Consider the following 612-nt stretch of genomic DNA (forward strand, 5'->3'; position numbering starts at 1 on the left):
AAAGCAATAAATCCGATGTCTTTTATCTTTAACTCCAAATTGACTATAAAAGTCTATAACACATTTTATTAAATCATAAATCACTATATAGCCATACATTTATATGTGTTATATAGCTTTTATTATTTAATCTTCTTTATTTCTTCTTTGAAGTGCAATATAACCCCCAGCTGTTGCCATAAGTAAAATATATGGTACAACTGACATATCATCACCAGTTTTTATATGAGAGTTATTTTTTGTTGATGATGTTTTATTGTCATCTTCTTTTTTAATACTTGTTTGTATTTGATCATTTGGTTTTTGATTTGGTTGATCATTATTTCCAGTTTGAGAAACTGTTTTTAAATTCTTAATGGCATCTTGTAGAGATGCTAAAGCTTGATCAACTTCATCTTGAGTTGTATTTTCATTTTGTAAAACATCTTTTGCATGATCTAATGCTTCTTTAAATGCTTTCCATGAATCTACCGTATAATCTTTTTCAACAAAATCATTAGTTGTTTCAATAACATTTGATAATTCTTTTTTATCTACTATTACAGGAGCATCAATTAATCCTTTAATAGCCTTATCTAAATCATCATAAGCCTTATCAACTTGTTCTTGAGT

1 protein-coding gene is annotated in these 612 nt (G+C 26.8%); it reads right to left on the minus strand.

Annotation, left to right across the window (positions count from 1 at the left end; all coding sequences use genetic code 11):
* Window positions 1-126: 126 nt before the first annotated feature.
* A partial coding sequence (locus tag LJD34_RS16110) for an FIVAR domain-containing protein (RefSeq protein WP_227360377.1) occupies window positions 127-612 on the minus strand: 486 nt, incomplete at its 5' end.

The sequence above is a fragment of the Faecalibacillus sp. MSK20_93 genome (genome assembly GCF_020589945.1).
In the GTDB taxonomy this organism is placed as follows: Bacteria; Bacillota_I; Bacilli_A; order Erysipelotrichales; family Coprobacillaceae; genus Faecalibacillus; species Faecalibacillus intestinalis.